Here is a 19,261-nt window from a genome sequence, read left to right on the forward strand (position 1 = left end):
GACGGGGGCTGCTCCTAGTACGAGAGGACCGGAGTGGACGTACCGCTGGTGTACCTGTTGTCTCGCCAGAGGCATCGCAGGGTAGCTATGTACGGAAGAGATAACCGCTGAAAGCATCTAAGCGGGAAACTCGCCTGAAGATGAGGATTCCCTGGCGGCTTGACCGCCTTGAAGGGTCGTTCGAGACCAGGACGTTGATAGGCTGGGTGTGGAAGCGCAGTAATGCGTTAAGCTAACCAGTACTAATTGCCCGTAAGGCTTGATCCTATAACCAGTGTGTTTTGCCTGGTGAGTCGATCGCCTTGTGCCAGATACGCACAACCCCAACTACATCCCTATTCGCAGCGTTGACCTCAACCTCAGCGCTGCAACCCCTCATGCCTGGTGACCATAGCGAGCTGGAACCACCCCTTCCCATCCCGAACAGGTCCGTGAAACAGCTCCGCGCCGATGATAGTGCGGATTCCCGTGTGAAAGTAGGTCATCGCCAGGCTCTTATTCCCAAAACCCCCAGCCCCAAAAGGCTGGGGGTTTTTGCTTTTGGCGCGGCGGAAAATGGAATGGCTCGCCGCCGCCGCTCCGGCGTAATACTATTACCGCTGAATCCCCATTACCCATCCCATGTCGGCTGACAGCGCCTGGTACCTCTATCTGCTCGAATGCACCGGCGATTCCATCTACACCGGGATCACGACCGATGTTGCCCGCCGCTTCGCCGAGCATCTGTCCGGAAAAGGCGCTAAATATACGCGATCGCGCAAGCCCATACGCGTTTTGGGCCAATTGCGCTTCGACACGAAATCCGAAGCGTTGAAAGCGGAAATCGAGATCAAGCGCTTGAGTTCGACACAGAAGCGCGCATTTTGCGCGCAACTACCAGCAACCGAGCCGGCCCGGTAGCCGGCAGTGCGACAAAACAAAAAGGCCGGTATCGCGCAAGCGATACCGGCCTTTTTCATGCTTGCCGATCAGACCACAGTCAGCGTCACGTCGATATTGCCGCGCGTCGCGTTCGAGTACGGGCACACCTGGTGCGCCTGTTCGACCAGCTTTTCGGCAGCCTCGCGCTCGAAGCCCGGCAGCGAGATCTTCAGTTCGACCTGGATGCCGAAGCCTTGAGGGATCGGGCCGATGCCGACCGCGCCTTCGATCGTGGCATCGGCGGGCACGGTGATCTTCTGCTGGCCGGCCACGTAGCGCATGGCGCCCAGGAAGCAGGCCGAATAGCCGGCAGCAAAGAGCTGTTCCGGATTCAGGCCATTGCCGGCGCCACCCATTTCCTTGGGCACGGCCAGCTTGGCGTCGAGCTGGCCGTCGGACGTGGTGGCACGGCCGTCACGGCCGCCGGTGGCGGTGGCATGGGCGGTATAAACGACTTTTTCGAGTTTCATATAAGGCTCCGGTTTGTTGCCCGAGAGGGGCGTATCAATGCTTGCCGTCAGTCCGGCAGGCTGGAATCGGTCCGCGCCTGTTCAAGCGTCGACCGCAGTGCATGCAGGCGCTGCGTCAGGGCCTGGATCTCTTCGACCGGGCACTGCGTGGCGCACAACATCTGTTCAGGAATACGCGCTGCGCGCTGGCGCAATGCGCGGCCGGAGTCGGTCAGGCTGACCAGCACCCGCCGTTCGTCGGCTGCGTCACGGGTGCGCGTGACCAGCCGCGCCGTCTCCAGCCGCTTCAATAGTGGCGTCAGCGTCCCCGAGTCCAGCGCCAGCCGCGCGCCGAGGTCCGAGACCGTCAGCGTTTCCGCCTCCCACAACACCAGCATCACCAAATATTGCGGATAAGTAAGTCCAAGCTCACTTAATAGTGGCTTGTACAACTTGGTCATGGCCAGTGAGCTTGAATACAGCGCAAAGCACAGCTGGCGATCCAGTAGCAGCAAATCCGGGGAGGGGTCGTTGTCGCGTTCCATGGCGATATATTAGACGCAATTAGATTGTGCGCAAGATAAATTTTCATTTCGCCGAAATGTGCTGGATACGCCCGTGCATGGCCTGGTGCTGACCCTTAAGTCTGTTTTAAGTCTGGGTCGCTAGCATGACCGTGTCGCGTCGCAAACTGCCGACGCCTGATGCACAAGGAAAGGAACCACACATGATGCGCCAGACCATTGCTCGCACGGCCGTTGGTATCGCGGCCCTTGCCGCCCTTGGCGGCGGCTATGCCTATCTGCAGAAGGAAGTCATCACGCCGGGGTACGCGGCACCTGCGCCAGCCGTCGCGCCAGCGCAGCCGGCGGTCGCCGTGGCCACGCCGACGGATTTCTCCGGCATCGTGGCACAGTACGGGCCCGCCGTGGTCAATATCAGCGTCACCGCGCGCGCCCAGCGCACCGCGGCGCAGATGCCCCCGGGCATCGATCCGGACGATCCGCTGTTCCAGTTCTTCAAGCGTTTCGGGCCGCAGTTCCAGGGTCCGCAAGGCGGCCAGCAGCAACTGGTGCGCGGACTGGGCTCGGGCTTTATCGTGAGCCCGGACGGGCTGATCCTGACCAATGCGCACGTCGTCGACGGCGCGCAGGAGGTCACGGTCAAGCTGACCGACCGCCGCGAGTTCAAGGCCAAGGTGCTCGGCAGCGATCCGCAGACCGACGTGGCCGTGATCCGCATCGACGCCAAGAACCTGCCGGCCGTGCGCCTGGGCGATCCTTCGCAGGTGCGCGTGGGCGAGCCGGTGCTGGCGATCGGTTCTCCCTACGGCTTCGAGAACACCGTGACCGCGGGCATCGTCAGCGCCAAGTCGCGCTCGCTGCCGGACGATACCTATGTGCCGTTCATCCAGACCGATGTTGCCGTCAATCCCGGCAACTCGGGCGGGCCGCTGTTCAACCAGCGCGGCGAGGTGGTCGGCATCAACGCGCAGATCTACAGCCAGACCGGCGGCTACCAGGGCCTGTCGTTCGCGATCCCGATCGACGTGGCCACCAAGGTGCAGCAGCAGCTGGTGGCGCATGGCAAGGTCACGCGCGGTCGTCTCGGCATCAGCGTGCAGGAGGTGAACCAGGCGCTTGCACAATCGTTCGGGCTGCCCAAGCCTACTGGTGCGCTGGTCAACTCGGTCGAGCCCGACAGCCCGGCCGCGCGCGCTGGCCTGAAGCCTGGCGACGTCATCGTGCAGCTCGACAATGACGTGATCGACCATTCGGGCGACCTGCCCGAGCACGTGGCCGATATCAAGCCGGGCACGCAGACCTCGTTGAAGATTATCCGCAAGGGCCAGCCGATGACGCTGTCGGTGACGGTGGGCACGGCCAGGGACCGGGCCGTCGCACAGAAGGGCGGTGGCAGCGAGGCCGGTGGCCGGCTGGGGCTGGCGGTGCGCCCGCTCACGCCGGCGGAGAAGCGTGGCAGCGGCATCGACGGCGGTCTGGTGGTCGAGGACGTGGCCGGTCCCGCCGCGCGCGTCGGCATCCAGCCGGGCGACGTGATCCTGTCGCTCAACGGCACGCCCATCAGCTCGGCCGAACAGCTCAAGTCGCTGGTATCGAAATCGGGCAAGCAGGTGGCACTGCTGGTGCAGCGCGACGATGCGCGCATCTTCATTCCGCTCGACCTGGGCTGATTGCCGCGGGCACGCCAGACTGCCCGCAAGCCGTTAACTGGCAAGGCTTTGCTGCCCGCGCGGGCCGTATACCCCGACGTATACCGACACGTATACGAAGCCGGTATACGGCCCGCTAAGCCTTGCCGGAGGCGGGATTCAGCGCAACGAACTGCTTACAGAAAGCGCGCCAGCAGGTATTATCTCGACTGCGATGCACGAAGCATGCGGCGGCAGCCCCCGCCGACCCTGGTTCTGCTGAATCGACAAAGAGGAAGTCTATGCAGTTGGATTTCACCCGCGCCATCACGCCGGGTACCGATAGAGCGCGGCGACTGACGTCCACGACGTCCACCGCCGGCTCCGCGCCGAAGCCCCGGCGGCGCAAGAAGGTTGTCGCCCCCCACTGGGAGCGCGGCTATCGCTCACACTTCTACCGCAACGAACGCGGCGACAAGCTTGGCGAAGTGCGCCTGTCCGAGCGCGGCGATATCCCCGTGGTCTACCACTGGGCCGCCGGCAATTACTCTGGCGCAGAAGGCTCGCTGGCCCACGCCCGTGCGCGCGTGGAAGAGACCATCGGTTTCGGCATGCGCCAGCTCTCGCTGTTCTGAGCAGGTACTTCGCCGGTGCCGCATCCGCCGGCACTGCGACCCGTCCGCGCCATCGCCTCGCGCGCGGTGCCTTCGCTTCTCCCCAAGATTCCGCGTCTGTTCCGCAGTAGTTCCAGTCGTCGCACCGCTTGCGCATAGCCGCTCGCGCGGGCTTCAGGGCAGTCGCCGCTGCAGCAGCATGTACGCCGCCGCCCCCAGCGCCAGCACCGCAATCAGCCGATAGATATCCTCGCAGGCAATCAGCCTGGCCTGCTGCTCGATCAGCCCGTTCAGTTGCGCGAGCGCGCCCAGGTGGGCCTGCGCCGCATCGAAGCCGCGTGCGGCCAATGCCGCCTGCATGGCAGCCATCCAGTGTTCGGTCTCGGCGGGGCGCTGGCCCACCGCGTGCAGCAGGCTGTCGTGCACCGCGAACTGGCGGTTCTGCAGCAGCACCGCACCCAGCGCCGAGGCAAAGGAGCCGGCGACCTGCCGCATCAGGTTCTTGCTGCGGTAGCCATGGGCGAATTCATCGGGACCCAGCGCCCGGAACGTCAGCCCGGCGATGGGGATGATCACCAGCACGCCGAACAGGCCCTTGCCGACCAGCCCCCATGCCAGCGCCGGCGGGCCGGCGTCGGGCGGCATCTGCGAGAACCACCATGCCGTGGCGGCCATCAGCACCAGGCCGGCGACCATCAGTGGCTTCTTGCGCGTCAGGCGCGGCGCCACCTGCAGGTAGACGAAGATGCCGGCCAGGCTGACCAGCGCGGCAAAGGTGTTGAGCCAGCCGGTGGCCGCCAGCGGGATCTTCAGCGCCTGCTCGGCGTAGATCGGGAACAGGTAGCCGCTCAGGTTGCTGATCATGTAGTACACGAAGTACATCGCCAGGCCGGTCAGGTACACCGGGTGGCGCAGTGCGCGCAGGTGCAGCACGGGTTCGCTGTGGTGCCACTGGTGCCACAGGAACACGGCCAGCAGCGCCAGGCCCGCGGCGGCCACCAGCGCGAGCCTCAGCGGGTGCGAGAACACGTCGAAGCGCGCCTCGGTCAGCGCCGCCTGCAAGGTCACGATGGCGGCGCCGAACAGCAGCAGCGGCCCGAGCGCGGGGCCGCCGGTATCGGTGCGCGGCTCCGCATCCGGCAGCAGCAGCCAGGCACCCAGCGTGGCCAGCGCGGCGAACGGCAGCACGCCGTAGAACACGTCCTGCCATACGCCATGGTCGATCAGCTCGGCGGCGAAGGCCGGGCCCAGCGCCGACCCCGAGAAGATGCCGATCATGAAAATGCGGGTGGCGCGCGGACGCGCGGTCGGGCCGAACAGCACGTTGACCAGGATGCGGCAGCTGGTGAACAGCGCGCCGCCGCCCACACCCTGGATAAAGCGCGCCACCACCATCTGCGGCAGCGCATGGCTGGTTGCGGCCACGACCGTGCCCGCCATGAACAGCAGCAGCGCCCCCGTCAGGTAGTAGCGGTAGCCGAACCGGCGCGACAGCCATTGCTGCTTCAGGATCATCAGCATGCTGCCCACGGCGTAGGCCGCCTGCACCAGCGCGAAGCTGCGCGGGTCGGCGTCGAGGCCGCCGACGATATGGCTGGAGGCAAACACGAACATGATGTTCTCGAGGAACTCCAAGCCGGTGGCCAGCGCCAGCAGCATCATCAGCAGGGTCTGGCGCTGCCGGTGGCTCAGCCAGCGCAGCCACCGCATGCTGACGCGCAATCGCCACAGAGGCTGCCAGGGTGAGCCGGGCTTCATGGCTGGAGCCCCTCCAGGGTCTGGTGCAATTGAGTCAGCGCACGCGTGGCGCCGGCCAGGCCGCCTGCGCCGAGCGGCGCCCAGGCCTCGCCGTAGGCGGCATGCACCGCGGGCGCGGCGCGCTCCAGCAGCCGGCGGCCGGCCGGGGTCAGGGTCAGCTCCAGGCTGCGCCGGTCGCTGGCCGACGCCCGCCGGCGCAGCAGCCCGCGCGCTTCCAGGCCGTCCAGCAGCCGCGTCATCTGCGTGCGCGTGGCGTCCAGCGTGGCGCCCAGCTCGGACGGCATGCTGGGCCGGTTTTCGTCGACGGCAAGCATGCTCAGCAGCAGGTACTGGCTCATGTCCAGTTCGAACGGGGCCAGCGCCTGGTCGATATGGCCGCGCAGCAGGCGCGCGGTGCGCAGCAGCAGCCTGGAGGCCAGGATCAGGTCGCGCGGGGCCTCGGGATGGCCGGCGCAGAAGCGGTCGATGCGTTGTTCGAAAGACATGGCTGGAGGCGTTGCGATCCACGCGAGCGGCGGATCGATTGCATTCGATATAGTTGCAGATGTAATTATATCAAGCGAAGCTAATCCCGGCAGGGCGTGCCGGCCGGCGTGGCTGGCGGGGGCTTAATGCCGCAACGCCGCGGCGATCTGGCGAATGCCTGCCCGCATCGCTGCCAGCGCCTGCGCATGGCCCGCGGCCGGCAGGTTGCCGTAGCGCAAGCCGACATAGGCGGCGCTGACGGCAGCGATCGCGTCGGCCGCGCGCGGCAGCCGCGCACTGGCGCGCGCGGCGAAGTCTTGCGGTCCTTCGGCCTGGGCGCGCTCGCAGCCGTGGCGGGCCAGCAGGGCGCAGAAGCGGGCATAGGCCGCATCGACCGGGTCTGCCGGCCCGCGGCGCCGCCACAGCGGCACCAGCGCCAGCAGGCACAGTGCGCCCAGCACGCCGGCCAGCAACTGCCCGGCGCCCACGCCGGCGCCGAGTGCCAGCAGCAGCCGCTGCTGCTGCGCATGGTCGTACTGCAGCACCCAGCGCTGCCAGGTGTAGACGACGCCTTCATAGGCCCAGCGCAGGTCCTTCAGCCATGCCGGTTGCTGCGACGGCCGCCAGTCCGCGGCTTCGCTGCCCACTACCGCATCCAGCCCCTGTTCGATGCGGCCCGGGGCAACGGCGCTGGTCGGGTCCACGCGCACCCAGCCGCGGCCGTCGAGCCAGACCTCGGCCCAGGCATGCGCATCGGACTGGCGCACCACGTAGTGGTTGCCGATGGGGTTGTACTCACCACCCTGGTAGCCCGTGACCACGCGCGCGGGCACGCCGGCGGCGCGCATCAAGAAGACGAAGCTGCTGGCGTAGTGCTCGCAGAAGCCGCGCCGGGTGTCGAACACGAAGCTGTCGACCTGGTCGCTGCCCAGCGGCGGTGGGCTCAGCGTATAGGCAAAGGGCGCCGCCGCGAACAGCCGCAGCGCGGCTTGCACGCGCGCGACGGGATCGGCATGGCGGTCGGCCCATTGGGCGGCCAGCGCGCGGGCGCGCGGATTGCCGTCCGGCAGGCTCAGGGCCAGCCGGCGCGTGGCGGCTGTCAGCGCTTCGGGCGCGGGGGACAGCGTGGAATGCGTGCGGTAGCGGATGCGCTGGTCCACCGGCCGGCGCACCATGAACTCGCCGTCGGGCGTGGCGGCGCCATCCACGCCGGCGGACAGTGCCTGGCCGCGGTCCAGCGCGAACAGCCAGCGCTGCTGGCTGGGCTCGAGCGTGATGCTGATGTCGATGCCATTCGTGTTGCCGGCGGCGGGCGCTGGCGCCAGTTGCTGCCGGCGCTGCCGCGACGGGTGCCAGGTGGTGCCGTCGTATTCCCACAGCACCAGCGCACGCCAGTACAGCGCCGCGGCGGGCAGCGCCGGGCCGGCGACCTCGGCACGCAGGGCGATTTCGGGAGAACGGATCAGCTGCCCGACGCTGCCCGGCCGCATGGTGTCGCTGATGCCGGTGGTGCCGCGCGGCGCCGATTGCGGCAGTTGCCACAGCGGGTGCTCCAGCCGCGGGAACAGCACGAACAGCGCCAGTGCCCACGGCAGCCCCAGCAGCGCCATGCGTCCCAGCAGCGGCCAGATCGCCAGCCGGCTGCGCGCCTCGGGGTGGTGCAGCAACAGCCAGTTGCGCAGCACCCAGGCGCCGATCGCCAGGCTGTACAGCGCCAGCCAGAACGGCTGGTCGGACAGGTACAGCGTCAGCAGCAGGTAGAACGACAGCTGCGTGACCAGCGTCGCGTCCGACAGCGCGCGGCATTCCAGCAGCTTGAGGATGACAAAGGCTCCCAGCAGCGCCACGGCGAGCTCGCGCCCCATGCCGCCGCCGTCCTGCCACACCAGCGCGCTGGCCACCAGCAGCACCATTACCGCGGTGATGCCGAGCATCCAGCGCGAAGGCAGCGGCGCCCGCCGCCGCCATAGCAGCCAGCGCCAGCCCAGCAGCAGCACCAGCAACAGGCTGACCGCCACCGGCAGCGTGCGCGCCTGCGGCGCCAGCACCAGCGCCAGCTGGCCCAGCAGCAGCCCATGGTCGTCATGCCGCAGCGGCCGCGCGACGGGTTTCACGCCCGGTCTCCGGCGCGGCAGGCCGCGGGCCGTTGCGGCCATAACGCCAGCGCTTCCAGGCAGGCGCGCCGGTGGCTGGCGCCGCGCGCTGGCGGCAGTTCTACGCCGGTCAGGCGCAGGCCGATCTCGGCATCGTCACCGGCGGCCAGCAGCCACGCGCACAGGCGCGACAGCCGCGCTTCCGCCTCCATGCCGGCCGGGAGTGCGTACCAGTCCAGCCAGCGCGCCGGTTGCTGCGGTGGATCGCCGGCGCGGCTGAGCCAGCGGCCGGTGCGCGCGCTGTGCTTCCAGGCGATGCGGTGCAGCGGGTCGCCGCTGCGGTAGCGGCGCAGCTGGTCGATGCCGTCGTCGCTGCTTGCCGCGCTCGCGGCCGTGTGCACGCCATCGCCAGCGTCTGGCCGATATGCGGCAGGCGGTGGCGGGGCATCGGGCTCCGGGGCGGGATAGACCAGCGTCGACATGTCCAGGTCCGCATAGCTCCAGACCCGGAACAGCCCGAACGGAAAGCGGCTGGCGATCGCCACGCGCGGCAGCACCAGCCGGCCCCGGCGCGCAGTCGGCACGTGCAGGGCGAGCATCCCGCTGGCGCTGCCATCGAGCGTCAGCATGGCGGTTGCCACGTTTGGCAGCGTCGGCACGCGCGCCTCGATGCCGATGCGCGCGTCGGCATCGCGGTTGTCGATGCGCAGCTGGAACACGGCATCCTGCCCGGCATGGGCCGGCGCCGCCGGGCCCGCGGCCACGGCGAGGTCGAGCAGGTTGCGGTAGGCCAGCCACATACACGCCATGCCGATGCCGGCCAGCAGGAAGGTCAGCGCAAAGCCCAGGCTGATGTTGTAGTTCAGCGAAGTCAGCAGCATCGCCGCCAGCACGACCGCAAAGCCGAGGCCGCCGCGGGTGGGCAGGATATAGAGGTGGCGCCGATCCAGCAGCAGCGTGCCGCCGGTTCCGCCGGTCGGGCGCCGGCCCGCCGTGCGGCGCTGAGCCATGACCGGCGCGCCGCGGAGCACGCTTTTGCGCGCCGCCATGGCTTTCAGGGAATGGCCACGCCGGCCTGCAGCGCGGCCAGTTCGCCGGCAACGGCGGCGTGGCCGCCCGCGCCGGCGGGCAGCAGCCGATGCGCGGCCACCGCGGTGAAGACCGCCTGCACATCTTCCGGCAGTACCATGTTGCGCTGCGCCAGCAGGGCCCAGGCGCGCGCGCAGGCCAGCAGCGCCAGCCCGGCGCGCGGCGACAGCCCCGCGGCAAAGCCGTCGTGGCTGCGCGTGGCCTGCACCAGCGCCAGCACGTAGTCCACCAGCGCCGGGCTGGCGTACACCTGTGTGGCAGCCTCCTGCAGCGCCAGCACCTGGCTGCCATCCATCACCGGCGGCAGCTCCGGCGCGCTGGCGCCGCCCAGGTACAGCACGCGCTCGAAGGCGGGGTCGGGGTAGCCGAGCGACAGCCGCATGGTGAAGCGGTCCAATTGCGATTCGGGCAAGGCATGCGTGCCGATCTGCTCCAGCGGATTCTGCGTGGCGATCACGAAAAACGGCGACGGCAGCGCGTGCGTGGTGCCGTCATGGGTCACCTGCCCCTCGGCCATGGCCTCGAGCAGCGCGCTCTGGGTCTTGGGCGGCGCGCGGTTGATCTCGTCGGCCAGCACCACCTGCGCGAACACCGGGCCGCGATGGAAGCGGAATTCGCCGGCGTCGCGGACAAAGACCGAAACCCCGATCAGGTCGGCCGGCAACAGGTCGCTGGTGAACTGCACGCGCTGGTATTGCAGCCCGAGCGTGCGCGCCAGCGCATGGGCCAGCGTGGTCTTGCCGACGCCAGGTACGTCTTCGAGCAGCAGGTGGCCGCGTGCCAGCATGCAGGCCAGCGCCAGCCGCACCTGCTGCGGCTTGCCAAGAACGATGCGGCCCAGCTGGGCCTGGGCCTCGGCCAGCGAAGCGACGATGCGTGGGCGAGCTGTCACGTTGGGCCTCGGCGCAAAAGGTGGAAAAAACGGGTGGATGCAGGGAATATCGGGTGAAGACCAGCGCATTGTAGCGGCGCGGGCGGCACGCGGCACCGTCTGTTTCCGTACGGAGACAGTGGATGTCCCGGCGCTGCCTGCATGGTTATGGTGCAGCGCCTGCGCCAGATCGCGCCGGTTCTGGCATCATGAGCCTGTCGGGCCACCGCGGCCCTTCCCATTCCTCTTTCCGCTGCCTGTGCCGCGCCTGCTGCAATGACCTCGCTGGACCCCTGCGCCGACCTGCCTTCCTCCGTCCTGTCTGCCGATGCCGGTGCGCTGCCGCGCCTGGTGCAGGCCTTCCACGCCAACGGTTTCGTGATCCTGCGCGGCTTTGCCGATGAGCCGGCGTGCGCGGCGCTGGAGGCGGTGACGCGTGAGCACCTGGCCGCGGCGGTGCCGCCGGTGGAGTTCGAGGCCGACCTGGGCTATCCCGGCGCGCCGGCCGCACGCGATGCCGCCGGCGGCGGCACGGTCAGGCGGCTGCGCCAGGCCTACGGGCGCGACGAGGTCTTCCGCCGCTGGGCCAGCGCCCCGAAGCTGGTGGCGGTGGTGCAGGCGCTGCTGGGCGAGCCCGCCCGCATCACGCTGGCGCACCACAACTGCGTGATGACCAAGCATCCGCACTACGGCAGCCAGACTGGCTGGCACCGCGATACGCGCTACTGGTCGTTTGCCCGGCCGGAACTGGTGACGGTGTGGCTGGCGCTGGGCGACGAGGACGAACGCAACGGCGTGCTGCGCGTCATCCCGGGTTCGCACCAGGCGAAGCTGGAGCCGGGCCAGCTGGACCCGGCCGAATTCCTGATCGAAGCCCACCCGGCCAGCCAGCCCCTGCTGGATGCCGCGCAGCCGCTGGCGCTGCACCGCGGCGACGTGCTGTTTTTCGACAGCCGGCTGTTCCATGCGGCCGGCCGCAATGCGTCCAACGCGGTCAAGCTGTCAGTGGCGTTTGCGTATTTCGGGGCCAGCAACCGGCCGCTGGATGGCACGCGCTCGGCCGAGTTCGGCAGCGTGGAGCTGCCCGCGGCAGTCTGATCCCCGCGGCTGCGCTCAGGTGCGCAGCCCGACCAGCCCGGAAATCTTCTCCGAAGCTTCCAGCAGCGGCGGCAGGAAACGCTCCAGCATCTCCTGCGCGCTGGTGCGGTTGGCCTGGCCGCTGATATTGATGGCGGCGATGGTGTGGCCGGCACGGTTGCGGATCGGCGCGGCCAGCGACACCAGCCCTTCTTCCAGCTCCTGGTCGTTGAGCGCCCAGCCGCGCTTGCGGATGTCGGCGACGATGGCCTTGAGCGCATCCACGTCGGTGACGGTGCGGCTGGTGCGCGCGCGCAGGTCGGTGGCGCGCAGCACGCTGTCGAGCTCGGGCTCGGCCAGGCCGGCCAGCAGCACCCGCCCCATCGACGAGCAATAGGCCGGCAGGCGGCTGCCGATCGACAGGTTGATGGTCATGATCTTGCGCGCCGGCACGCGCAGCACGTAGACGATCTCGGTGCCGTCCAGCACTGAGATCGAGCAGCTTTCATGCACCTGCTGCGACAGCGTCTCCATGATCGGCTCGGCCAGGTTCCAGAACGGCATCGAGGTCAGGTAGGCGAAGCCCAGGTCCAGGATCTTGGGCGTCAGCCGGAACAGGCGGCCGTCGGCCTGCACGTAGCCCAACCCCACCAGCGTCAGCAGGATGCGGCGCGCGCCGGCGCGCGTCAGGCCGCTGGCCTGGGCGATCTCGGTCAGCGTCTGGGCCGGGTGCTGCGCGTTGAAGGCCCGGATGACCGACAGCCCGCGTGCAAAGGACTGCACATAGCTGTCGCTCGGCTTTTCGGGCGTGGCGGCGGCGCTGTCGGCGGTCTGCGGTGCTCGCGGCGGGTTCTGGCGGGAATCGGTGGGGCTGGCCATTTACGTAGCCCGGCGCGGTTCGCCGGATTGGCACGGAAAGGCCGAAAGGGTAGAGGAAATGGCGGGATTGCGCCAGTACCGGCCCCGGACATGGCCTGGCGCCCGGCGCGTGGGTTCCTTACCGGAAGCTGCGCTGCGCCAGCACGAACACCGCCGCCACCACGCACAACACGGCAAAGCCGTGCAGCATGTCCATGCCGGCCAGCAGCGTGGCCTGGCGGTCGACTTCCAGCGAGATTTTGGCCAGACTCGTTGCCGAGAGCGCATCCGGCGCCTGCAGCACCGGGTTGTAGCGGGTGATGTGTTCCACCAGGTGGGTGCGGTGCTGTGCCAGGCCGTCCTGCATGAACACGCTCGCCAGCCCCGTGCCCATTGCCGAGGCGATCTGCTTGCACACGTTCTTGAACTGGTAGGCGTGCGAGAAATCCTCGACCGGCACTTCCAGGTAAGTCATCGATGCCACCTGCACCATCAGCAGCACCGGCGTCAGCCCTTCAAGCAGCACCACCGGCACCAGCGCGTAATCCGGCGCGCCCGGCATCAGCTGCTGCGACAGCAGCATCGCCGCGCAGGCGTAGACGACAAAGCCGATGGCGATCACGCGCCGCTTGCGGAACACCAGCGCCATGCCCAGCGTAATGACGATGGCGCCGATGGCCGACACCGTGCCGCTGGTCGACAACAGCATGCAGGTGGTGCGGAAGGTCAGCCCCAGCCCGGTCTGCGTGAGCGAGGGCAGCAGGAACGACCAGGCCGACGAGAGCAGGTAGTACAGCGTGTAGAAGCCCAGCCCGTACAGGTACTGGCGTCCGGCCAGGCGCGAGAAGTCGATCCATGGATCCGGATGGCGATACAGCCGCCAGCCGCTGAAGGCGAACAATGCCAGCCCGCACAGCGCGGCCAGCGGCATTTCCAGCGAGCTGAAGAAGCGCGTGTAGCGCATCTCCTGCAGCGTATGCAGGAACACCAGCGCGCCCAGCGCGGCGGCGATGGCGGCGGGCCAGTCCAGTGTCGATACCGGCGGATGCGGGTCGCGTGGCGCGCGGGTCGGGTAGGTCAGCGCCACCGACAGCAGTACCGGCAGCGCAATGCCGGCCTGGAACAGGAACACCGCGCGCCAGCCGATATCGTCCAGGAAGATGCTGGTCAGCCACGGCGTGATCGCCAGCATTGAGAACGCGCCGCCGCCGAAGCGCAGCATCAGCGGGCCGCGCTCGGCCGGCGTCGATACCAGCTGCACCAGGATGCGCGAGGCCGCGAACAGGCCGCCGGCACCCAGCCCCTGCACCGCCTTGCCGGTGATCAGCCCGGTGGGGCTGGCAAACTCGGCGCAGATCAGCGAGCCCAGGACAAATACCAGCAGCGACCCGATGGTGAAGCGCTTGTAGGTGACGCGGCGCGCGACCTGGTCCAGCACCATGTTCATCAGCACCGCGGTGGCCGCGTAGGCCGAGATCGCGTACAGATAATCTTCCGGCGCGGCACCGACGCCGCCCTGGATATGCTGGCTGGCCACGCCCATCATCAGCGTGGACGAGAAGTCGATGCCGGTCACCAGCCCGAGCGTCAGGCCGAACAATGAAAGACGCCAGTGACCCATTTCCGGGTGACTGGCGAGTTGCATGCGTGGGCGCTGGGGAATGGGGGCGGCGGGGGCTAGGGCTGCTGGAACTGCGGGGCCTGAGGCGTCCGGTCCAGCGGGGACAGGCGTTTGTTGCATCGCTCAAGCATAATGTAGGCCTGCCGTCGGGAACTACAGCTTGTCAGGGAAACATTGTCCGGTGAACGAAACAATCCAATGGAATGATTGGGAAGCGTTCTGCTGCGTGGTCGAGCAGGGGACGTTCACGGCCGCGGCGGAGCAGCTGGACTGCCCCAAGTCGCGTGTCTCGGCCGCAGTGGCGCGGCTGGAAACCGCCATCGGCGCCAAGCTGCTGGAGCGCACCACGCGGCGCATGCGCCTCACGGATGCTGGCAAGGCGGTCTACCGCGATGTCGCCCCGTTGTTTGCGCGCCTGCGCGAAATCCGCCAGGAAACGCTGGCGCGTGAAGAGCGCGTGCAGGGCGTGCTGCGCATCGCCACACCCTATGAGTTCGGCGCCCAGCAATTGGGTGGTGTGATCTGCCGCACGCTGGCGGCGCACCCGGCGCTGGACGTGGCCGTGGAAATCACCCAGGGCCTGGTCGACCCGATCCGCGACGGGTTTGACGTGGCCTTCGTCGTCGTCGACACCGACCTGCCCGACTCCGGCACGGTGGCGCGCCGCATCTACCATGTCGAGCGCGGCCTCTTTGCCGCGCCGGCGCTGGCGGCCAGCCTGCCGGCGCAGTTGCGCCCGGAAGACCTGGCCAATATGCCGACGCTGACCACGCCCGGCGACACCGTCTGGGAATTCACCCGCGACGGCCAGACCGTGTCCGTGCCGATCCGTCCGCGCATGCAGACCCACAACGCCGAACTGCGGCTGCAGGGCGCGCTGGCGGGGCTGGGCATCGCCCGGCTGTCGGTCATTTATTGCGAGGCCGAGATCGCGCAGGGGCGGCTGGTGCGCGTGTTGCCTGACTACCCGCTGCCGCCGCTGCGCGTGTTCGCGCTGCTGCCGGACCGGCGGCTGCAGCCGCGCAAGGTGCGGGCCTTCATGGAAGCGATCGAATCGATGATGGTGTCCGAGCTGGAGCCCGAGGCGGGCCTGGACGGGGGGATGGGGGCGGAAGCAGCCGCGAGCGGGCAGGCTGAAGGAGAGGCCCGCACGGCGGGTTGAGGGCGCTGGCGGGCCGCCACGGCCGGGGCCGTGGCAACGGAAAGGGCAGGAGCTCAGGCGCCGTCGGTGAATGCGTCGCGGCGGTCGGTGGTCCTGGCGCCGTCAGTGAACGGGTCGGCCTTGCCGGCGTGGGCGATGCTCCCGTCCAGGCGGGCGATGTCGGAAACGGGTTCGGAGGCGTGGGCAGCGGCCGCGGCAAACGACAGGCTGACGGCGCACAGCAGGGAAAGCGCCAGGCTGCGGCGTTGGGCGATGGTCTTCATGGTGTGTGGTCCTTCTCAGGCAGGGTGCGTGGCGGAAGCGCCACGGTGCCTGCAATGTAGGACTTCACACGGGGCAGAAAAAGGGTCAATTCTCGACACACTGTCCAGAGCCCTGGACAATGTGCCGAGCCGCCGCTGGCTCAGTAGTGCATGCCGAAGATGCTGGCGCCCAGCCGCGCGATCACCATCAGCAGGATCTGCGCGATCACGAACAGCACCAGCGGCGAAACATCGAAGCCGCCCAGGCGCGGTACCACGCGCTGGATCGGGCGCAGCACCGGCGCGGTCAGGTGGTCGATGGCCGGGGTGATCGGCGAATGCGGGTTGACCCACGACAGGATCGCCATCAGCAGCGTGACCCACATTACCAGGCTGATCGTCCATTTCAGCACATAGAGCAGGGCGGTCAGCAGCATGGCCGGCAGGAAGCCGAGCAGGTCGATGCCGCTGAGCAGCGCGACCAGCACCAGGAACACCATCGCGGTCAGCCATGCGCCCACCACCGTGGCCCAGTCAATGCCGCCCACCCCGGGGATGACCCGGCGCAGCGGGCGCACCAGCCAGTCGGTGATCTGGAACACCCCCTGGGACACCGCATTGCGCGTAGGCAGCCGCGTGAGCTGCATCCACACGCGCAGCAACAGCGCCATGCCGAACAGGGTGAAGACGGTATCCAGCAGGAAGAGAGCGATTTCCGAGAACATCGGTGCGTTTTCCGGTGACGGGTGAAGGTGTCTGCAACCGCACAGATTCTGCCATAGCCTGACGCCGGCACGATGCAACCGTGCGCCGGGCACATGAGCTGGCGGACATGTTTGTGCTGGCGCCTCGGTGCGCGGCCCCTATAATTGCGTGCGCCCGGTTGCGGGACCGGCCGCGCACCCGTGGTATTGCGCGTGGTTCCTGCGCTTTCCTCCTCCTTTGCGCTTTTTCGCCACCTTATGCCCAGCAAGTCCGTCCCGTCCCGGAAATCCACATCGCTTACCAAGGCCGACTTCGAGGCGCTCTCGGATTTCCGCTACCAGTTGCGGCGTTTCCTGCGGTTTTCCGAAGATGCGGCGCGCGCGGAAGGGCTGACCGTGCAGCAGTACCTGCTGCTGTTGCATATCCGCGGCTGTGCCGACAAGGACTGGGCCTCGATCGGCGAACTGGCGGAACGGCTGCAGGCCAAGCAGCACGGCGTGGTGGCGCTGGTCAACCGCTGCGAGGCGGCGGGGCTGGTCAGGCGCCGGCTCAACCCCGAGGACCGCCGCGTGGTGCAGGTACACCTGCTGGCCAAGGGCGAGCGCTACCTGAACCGCCTGGCGATGCTGCACCGGACCGAGCTGGAATCGCTGCGCGGCGCTTTCCGCGTGGCCCGCATCACCCAGTTCAACGACGACGGCGCCGAGCGCGCCTGAGCCGCGGCAGGCCTGCACTGCCAGCCAGTTACAGGCAGTTACCAATCACAGGTTCCGGTGACACCCGCTGGCTGCCGGCGGCCCTAGACTCGCGCGCATTCCCCAACACGCGCAGAGCGCAGGAGTCCTGACATGTCCATCCCCCTTCGTTCGGTTGTGCTTGCGGTGCTTGGCGCCGGTGCGCTGGCCGGGTGTGCCACGCCGTATGGCTACGACAACGGGTATGGCGGAGGGTACGGCGGCAGCTACGGTGGCGGCTATAGCAGCAGCGGCTACGGCACCAGCGGCTATGGCGGCAGCACCACCATCAGCGGCTACCCGGCGCAGCAGGGCTACCCGCAGGGGTACCCGCAGCAAGGGTATCCGCAACAGGGGTATCCGCAGCAAGGCTATCCCCAGCAGCCGTATCCGCAGCAGTCATATCCGGACGGCAGCTACGGCAACAACTACGGCAACCAGGCTTACGGCGTGCGCTACGGCTGGGTCGAGGCGATCGAGGTGGTGCCCGGCCAGCCGCCTTCGACCAGCGGCGCGGGCGCCGTGGTCGGCGGCATCGTGGGCGGACTGCTGGGCCACCAGGTCGGCGGCGGCCGCGGCAATACCGTGGCCACCATCGGCGGCGCGGTTGCCGGCGCGGTGGCCGGCAACGAGGTCGAGAAGCGCACCGGATCCTCGGCCGCGGCTTACCGTGTGCGCGTGCGCACCAGCGACAACGCCTACCTGACGCTGACGCAGTCCAACGCCTACCAGATGCGCATCGGCGACCGCGTCAAGGTCGAGAACGGCGTAGCCGTGCCGTACTAAGTGCCGAACAGCTGCGCGTAGTCCTCGCGCAGCTGGCGCTTGAGCAGCTTGCCCGCCGTGTTGCGCGGCAGGTCCGCGACGAACACGATGCGCTTGGGCACCTTGAACGGTGCCAGTGCCTGGCGCGCATGGGCGATCAGCTCTTCCTCGGCGGCGTCTTCATGGCCGCGCTTGCGCACCACGCAGGCGGCCACTGCCTCGACCCACTTCGGGTGCGGCAGTGCGAACACCGCTGCCTCGGCCACCGCGCCGTGAGTGTACAGACACTCTTCCACCTCGCGGCTCGATACCAGCACGCCGCCTGAATTGATCACGTCCTTGATCCGGTCCACCACGTACAGGTAGCCCTCGGCATCCATATAGCCGAGATCGCCGGAATGGAACCAGCCGCCGGTGAAGGCTTCAGCGGTCAGTTCGGGCTTGTCCCAGTACTCCGTCAGCAGTTGCGGCGAGCGATGCACGATCTCGCCCAGCTCGCCGGGCGGCACGTCCTGCATGGTCTCGTCGACGATACGGGTCTCGACGTTCAGTACCGGCCGGCCGGCGGAGGCGGGGCGCCCGGCGTGTTCGTCGGGGCCCAGCACCGTGGCCAGCGGCCCGATCTCGCTCTGGCCGTAGCAGTTGTAGAAACGCAGTGCCGGCAGCTTCTGCTGCAGCTCAAGCAGCACCGGCACCGGCATGATCGAGGCCCCGTAGTAGGCCTTGGTCAGCGACCCCAGCCGCGCCGGATCGAAGTCCGCATGGCGCAGCAGCGCGATCCACACCGTGGGCGGCGCAAAGAAGCTGGTGATGCCCTCGGCGTGGATGGTGCGCAGGCAATAGCCGGCCTCGGGGCTGTCGGCGATCAGCGTGGTGCCGCCGCACAGCAGCAGCGGCATCAGGAAGACATGCATCTGCGCCGAGTGGTACAGGGGCAGCGCGGCCAGCGAGTAGTCCGATTCGCGGATATCGCAGGCGGCAATGGTGCTGACGTATTCGGCCAGCAGCGCGCGATGGGTCAGCACGGCACCCTTGGGGGCCGAGGTGGTGCCCGAGGTGTACAGGATCTGCGCAGGTGTGGTGTCGGTGAGCGAATCGGACACCGGTGCCGCGGGGCCGCTGGCGGCGGCTGCCAGTACATCGCGCACCTTGCCGCCGTGCAGCGTGCCGCTGACCTTGCAGGGCAGGCCCTCGACGCGGTCGGCCAGCGCCGGATCGGCAAAGATTGCGCTGGCGCCCGACTGCGTGACGATGTACTCGGCCTCCGCGCGCGTCATCGAGAAATTGACCGGCACATGGATCAGGCCGCTGCGCAGGCAGGCCAGCCACAGCAGCACATAGGCGTCTGAGTTCTTGCCGAAGGCGGCCACGCGGTCGCCGGGGCGCAGGCCCCATTGCGCCAGCGCGCCGGCCACGCGCGCCGCGGCCTGATCCAGTTGGCGATAGGTCCAGGCCCGTTCGCCGAAGCGGATCGCGGTCTTGCCCGGGCTGCGCCGCACGGCGCGGGCAATGGCGTCGGGAATGGTGTTGCGCAGGGCGCGCTGCTGCTCTGACTGCATGGTGTGGTCTCCATTGTTATGGTGGGTCCAGCAAGTCTTGAAGCCAAGCGCCGAGGATAAAGGCTGCCGCCCGGCCATGGCAAGGCGGCAGCGTCTCGGGGTGGGACTACAGCGCGTCGGGGTGGA

General features: G+C 68.4%; 19 protein-coding genes and 2 rRNA genes. 9 read left to right on the top strand and 12 right to left on the bottom strand.

Going from position 1 to position 19,261, the window contains the following annotated elements:
* The 3 genes from C265_RS13390 to C265_RS13400 form a co-directional block, all read left to right on the top strand.
* A 23S ribosomal RNA gene (locus C265_RS13390) occupies nucleotides 1-267 on the top strand; the annotation flags it as partial.
* 113 nt (nucleotides 268-380) lie between these two features.
* Nucleotides 381-493: ribosomal RNA gene (rrf, locus tag C265_RS13395) — 5S ribosomal RNA — on the top strand.
* Between the two features lie 128 nt (nucleotides 494-621).
* Nucleotides 622-900 carry a GIY-YIG nuclease family protein gene (locus tag C265_RS13400; RefSeq protein WP_010809788.1) on the top strand — a complete coding sequence of 93 codons (279 nt, stop codon included), beginning with the start codon at nucleotides 622-624 and terminating at the stop codon, nucleotides 898-900.
* A gap of 68 nt (nucleotides 901-968) precedes the next feature.
* Here C265_RS13400 and C265_RS13405 read toward each other — a convergent pair whose 3' ends face one another.
* Nucleotides 969-1,391 carry an organic hydroperoxide resistance protein gene (locus C265_RS13405; RefSeq protein WP_010809789.1) on the bottom strand — a complete coding sequence of 141 codons (423 nt, stop codon included), beginning with the start codon at nucleotides 1,389-1,391 and terminating at the stop codon, nucleotides 969-971.
* Nucleotides 1,392-1,438: 47 nt separating this feature from the next.
* Nucleotides 1,439-1,915 carry a MarR family winged helix-turn-helix transcriptional regulator gene (locus tag C265_RS13410; RefSeq protein WP_011616382.1) on the bottom strand — a complete coding sequence of 159 codons (477 nt, stop codon included), beginning with the start codon at nucleotides 1,913-1,915 and terminating at the stop codon, nucleotides 1,439-1,441.
* Between the two features lie 182 nt (nucleotides 1,916-2,097).
* Between C265_RS13410 and C265_RS13415 the strand changes: the two genes are divergently transcribed.
* Both C265_RS13415 and C265_RS13420 read left to right on the top strand, forming a co-directional pair.
* Nucleotides 2,098-3,564 carry a DegQ family serine endoprotease gene (locus C265_RS13415; protein ID WP_010809791.1) on the top strand — a complete coding sequence of 489 codons (1,467 nt, stop codon included), beginning with the start codon at nucleotides 2,098-2,100 and terminating at the stop codon, nucleotides 3,562-3,564.
* A 260-nt stretch (nucleotides 3,565-3,824) separates the two neighbouring features.
* Nucleotides 3,825-4,157 carry a hypothetical protein gene (locus tag C265_RS13420; RefSeq protein WP_010809792.1) on the top strand — a complete coding sequence of 111 codons (333 nt, stop codon included), beginning with the start codon at nucleotides 3,825-3,827 and terminating at the stop codon, nucleotides 4,155-4,157.
* 153 nt (nucleotides 4,158-4,310) lie between these two features.
* Here the strand turns inward: C265_RS13420 and C265_RS13425 are convergent, their stop codons facing one another.
* The 5 genes from C265_RS13425 to C265_RS13445 form a co-directional block, all read right to left on the bottom strand.
* Complete coding sequence (locus C265_RS13425; protein ID WP_011616384.1) at nucleotides 4,311-5,894, bottom strand: MFS transporter; 1,584 nt, start codon at nucleotides 5,892-5,894, stop codon at nucleotides 4,311-4,313.
* The gene (locus tag C265_RS13430) at nucleotides 5,891-6,379 is read right to left on the bottom strand and encodes a MarR family winged helix-turn-helix transcriptional regulator (protein WP_010809794.1); all 489 of its coding nucleotides are present in this window, start codon (nucleotides 6,377-6,379) and stop codon (nucleotides 5,891-5,893) included. Before C265_RS13430 ends, C265_RS13425 begins: the two co-directional genes overlap by 4 nt.
* Nucleotides 6,380-6,502: 123 nt before the next feature.
* A complete protein-coding gene (locus C265_RS13435) occupies nucleotides 6,503-8,473 on the bottom strand; it encodes a DUF3488 and DUF4129 domain-containing transglutaminase family protein (protein WP_037024335.1) in 1,971 nt (656 codons plus the stop codon).
* On the bottom strand, nucleotides 8,470-9,501 hold the full coding sequence (locus C265_RS13440; protein ID WP_010809796.1) for a DUF58 domain-containing protein: 1,032 nt from the start codon (nucleotides 9,499-9,501) through the stop codon (nucleotides 8,470-8,472). Before C265_RS13440 ends, C265_RS13435 begins: the two co-directional genes overlap by 4 nt.
* A gap of 5 nt (nucleotides 9,502-9,506) precedes the next feature.
* Entirely contained in the window at nucleotides 9,507-10,433 is a 927-nt protein-coding gene (locus C265_RS13445) for a MoxR family ATPase (protein WP_010809797.1), read from the bottom strand.
* Between the two features lie 255 nt (nucleotides 10,434-10,688).
* Between C265_RS13445 and C265_RS13450 the strand changes: the two genes are divergently transcribed.
* Nucleotides 10,689-11,510: a phytanoyl-CoA dioxygenase family protein gene (locus C265_RS13450; RefSeq protein ID WP_010809798.1), complete on the top strand. Its 822-nt coding sequence runs from the start codon at nucleotides 10,689-10,691 to the stop codon at nucleotides 11,508-11,510.
* Between the two features lie 15 nt (nucleotides 11,511-11,525).
* On the opposite strand, the gene C265_RS13455 is transcribed toward C265_RS13450, so the two are convergent.
* Nucleotides 11,526-12,368 carry an IclR family transcriptional regulator gene (locus C265_RS13455; protein ID WP_010809799.1) on the bottom strand — a complete coding sequence of 281 codons (843 nt, stop codon included), beginning with the start codon at nucleotides 12,366-12,368 and terminating at the stop codon, nucleotides 11,526-11,528.
* 118 nt (nucleotides 12,369-12,486) lie between these two features.
* Nucleotides 12,487-14,088 (bottom strand): MFS transporter, encoded by a 1,602-nt coding sequence (locus C265_RS13460; RefSeq protein ID WP_037024321.1) that lies wholly within the window; start codon nucleotides 14,086-14,088, stop codon nucleotides 12,487-12,489.
* A 61-nt stretch (nucleotides 14,089-14,149) separates the two neighbouring features.
* Here C265_RS13460 and C265_RS13465 point away from each other — a divergent pair, with 61 nt between their 5' ends.
* A complete protein-coding gene (locus tag C265_RS13465; RefSeq protein WP_010809801.1) occupies nucleotides 14,150-15,130 on the top strand; it encodes a LysR family transcriptional regulator in 981 nt (326 codons plus the stop codon).
* Between the two features lie 53 nt (nucleotides 15,131-15,183).
* On the opposite strand, the gene C265_RS13470 is transcribed toward C265_RS13465, so the two are convergent.
* Both C265_RS13470 and C265_RS13475 read right to left on the bottom strand, forming a co-directional pair.
* On the bottom strand, nucleotides 15,184-15,393 hold the full coding sequence (locus tag C265_RS13470) for a hypothetical protein (protein ID WP_010809802.1): 210 nt from the start codon (nucleotides 15,391-15,393) through the stop codon (nucleotides 15,184-15,186).
* A gap of 140 nt (nucleotides 15,394-15,533) precedes the next feature.
* Nucleotides 15,534-16,097, bottom strand: coding sequence for a YggT family protein (locus tag C265_RS13475; RefSeq protein WP_010809803.1), 564 nt, complete (start codon nucleotides 16,095-16,097; stop codon nucleotides 15,534-15,536).
* Between the two features lie 237 nt (nucleotides 16,098-16,334).
* Between C265_RS13475 and C265_RS13480 the strand changes: the two genes are divergently transcribed.
* Together C265_RS13480 and C265_RS13485 are read left to right on the top strand one after the other, a co-directional pair.
* On the top strand, nucleotides 16,335-16,793 hold the full coding sequence (locus tag C265_RS13480) for a MarR family winged helix-turn-helix transcriptional regulator (RefSeq protein ID WP_010809804.1): 459 nt from the start codon (nucleotides 16,335-16,337) through the stop codon (nucleotides 16,791-16,793).
* A gap of 132 nt (nucleotides 16,794-16,925) precedes the next feature.
* A complete protein-coding gene (locus C265_RS13485) occupies nucleotides 16,926-17,597 on the top strand; it encodes a glycine zipper 2TM domain-containing protein (RefSeq protein WP_010809805.1) in 672 nt (223 codons plus the stop codon).
* Here C265_RS13485 and C265_RS13490 read toward each other — a convergent pair.
* The gene (locus C265_RS13490; RefSeq protein WP_010809806.1) at nucleotides 17,594-19,135 is read right to left on the bottom strand and encodes an acyl-CoA synthetase; all 1,542 of its coding nucleotides are present in this window, start codon (nucleotides 19,133-19,135) and stop codon (nucleotides 17,594-17,596) included. The two genes, C265_RS13485 and C265_RS13490, sit on opposite strands and share 4 nt — an antisense overlap.
* Between the last annotated feature and the right edge of the window lie 126 nt (nucleotides 19,136-19,261).

Origin of the sequence: Cupriavidus sp. GA3-3, assembly GCF_000389805.1 — a bacterium.
GTDB lineage: Bacteria > Pseudomonadota > Gammaproteobacteria > Burkholderiales > Burkholderiaceae > Cupriavidus > Cupriavidus necator_D.

Coding starts and splice junctions, on each gene's coding strand:
- C265_RS13400 (WP_010809788.1), top strand. CDS start 622: ATGTCGGCTGACAGCGCCTGGTACCTCTATCTGCTCGAATGCACCGGC.
- C265_RS13405 (WP_010809789.1), bottom strand. CDS start 1,391: ATGAAACTCGAAAAAGTCGTTTATACCGCCCATGCCACCGCCACCGGC.
- C265_RS13410 (WP_011616382.1), bottom strand. CDS start 1,915: ATGGAACGCGACAACGACCCCTCCCCGGATTTGCTGCTACTGGATCGC.
- C265_RS13415 (WP_010809791.1), top strand. CDS start 2,098: ATGATGCGCCAGACCATTGCTCGCACGGCCGTTGGTATCGCGGCCCTT.
- C265_RS13420 (WP_010809792.1), top strand. CDS start 3,825: ATGCAGTTGGATTTCACCCGCGCCATCACGCCGGGTACCGATAGAGCG.
- C265_RS13425 (WP_011616384.1), bottom strand. CDS start 5,894: ATGAAGCCCGGCTCACCCTGGCAGCCTCTGTGGCGATTGCGCGTCAGC.
- C265_RS13430 (WP_010809794.1), bottom strand. CDS start 6,379: ATGTCTTTCGAACAACGCATCGACCGCTTCTGCGCCGGCCATCCCGAG.
- C265_RS13440 (WP_010809796.1), bottom strand. CDS start 9,501: ATGGCGGCGCGCAAAAGCGTGCTCCGCGGCGCGCCGGTCATGGCTCAG.
- C265_RS13450 (WP_010809798.1), top strand. CDS start 10,689: ATGACCTCGCTGGACCCCTGCGCCGACCTGCCTTCCTCCGTCCTGTCT.
- C265_RS13455 (WP_010809799.1), bottom strand. CDS start 12,368: ATGGCCAGCCCCACCGATTCCCGCCAGAACCCGCCGCGAGCACCGCAG.
- C265_RS13460 (WP_037024321.1), bottom strand. CDS start 14,088: ATGCAACAAACGCCTGTCCCCGCTGGACCGGACGCCTCAGGCCCCGCA.
- C265_RS13470 (WP_010809802.1), bottom strand. CDS start 15,393: ATGAAGACCATCGCCCAACGCCGCAGCCTGGCGCTTTCCCTGCTGTGC.
- C265_RS13475 (WP_010809803.1), bottom strand. CDS start 16,097: ATGTTCTCGGAAATCGCTCTCTTCCTGCTGGATACCGTCTTCACCCTG.
- C265_RS13480 (WP_010809804.1), top strand. CDS start 16,335: ATGCCCAGCAAGTCCGTCCCGTCCCGGAAATCCACATCGCTTACCAAG.
- C265_RS13485 (WP_010809805.1), top strand. CDS start 16,926: ATGTCCATCCCCCTTCGTTCGGTTGTGCTTGCGGTGCTTGGCGCCGGT.
- C265_RS13490 (WP_010809806.1), bottom strand. CDS start 19,135: ATGCAGTCAGAGCAGCAGCGCGCCCTGCGCAACACCATTCCCGACGCC.